Here is a 902-nt window from a genome sequence, read left to right as displayed (position 1 = left end):
GCCATAATGCTCGGCCATGCCGGCATAGGTGCGGTTTACCTGCGGGTCGTAGCGGCAGGCCTTGATGATGGCGACCTTGGCATTGTCGGGAACCAACAGAGCCGGCGCGCCGCCGAACGCTTCCAGTGCATTGACGTGACACCCCAGCCAGTCCGGAAGTGTCTCACTCCAGCGCGCTTCCGCATGGGATAGGCTCGAAGCGCCCAACACGGCCACGAACAGATGCGCCTGGCGCACCTTGCCCCTCAGCCGGTCGACGATCACCGTCACCGTATCGCCGGCATAATCGACGAAGAGCTTGTCGCCGGCGGCATGGTTCTGCCGCATCGTTACTGGCAGGTTGGATGCCCAGCCCCGGTATAGATCACAATAGCGGCTATAGCGGTAACCATCGGGGTGGCGAGCGATGTATTCGTCCCACAGGATCTGCAGCGTCACATGCTTGCGCTTCAGCTCGCGGTGTACATGAGCCCAATCCGGCTCCACGCTACGACGGTGCCCTGTCTTCGTCCCGTTTGCCTTGTAGAGCGCGGCCTCCAGGACCGCGTCGGTGATCTCATCGCCAAGCGGCCAAACCAGCCCGGCGGTCTCCGCGCGACGAAGCGTTTCGCGCACAGTCGAGGGCGCAGCCCCGACCCTGTACGAGATCGCCTTGTGGCCAAGGCCCTCTTCAAATCGATATCTCAAAATCTCGCGGACACGCCGCATCGCCAATCTCTCCGCAGGCATTTCATTCCTTCTCCTGGACAACCCAAAAGAAGAAACATTTCACCAGCAGAGCACCACGCCCATACACTCCTCCAAGGGGGCGGCATCATTTCGGAATCAGGGGGCGGTTATTTCTCGGAACGAGGGGGCGAGATCATTTCGGAATCGGGGGGCGACATCCCTCGGAATTTGCA

1 protein-coding gene is annotated in these 902 nt (G+C 61.1%); it reads right to left on the bottom strand.

Annotated elements, in window-relative coordinates:
- Positions 1-708 (bottom strand): IS21 family transposase (gene istA / locus AC0L3L_RS36365; RefSeq protein ID WP_473642187.1); only part of this gene is annotated, 708 nt, incomplete at its 3' end.
- Positions 709-902 lie beyond the last annotated feature (194 nt).

The sequence above is a fragment of the Mesorhizobium sp. WSM4849 genome, from assembly GCF_055811385.1.
Note: the sequence above shows the minus strand (reverse complement) of the source record. Positions and strands in the feature narration are given on the sequence as shown.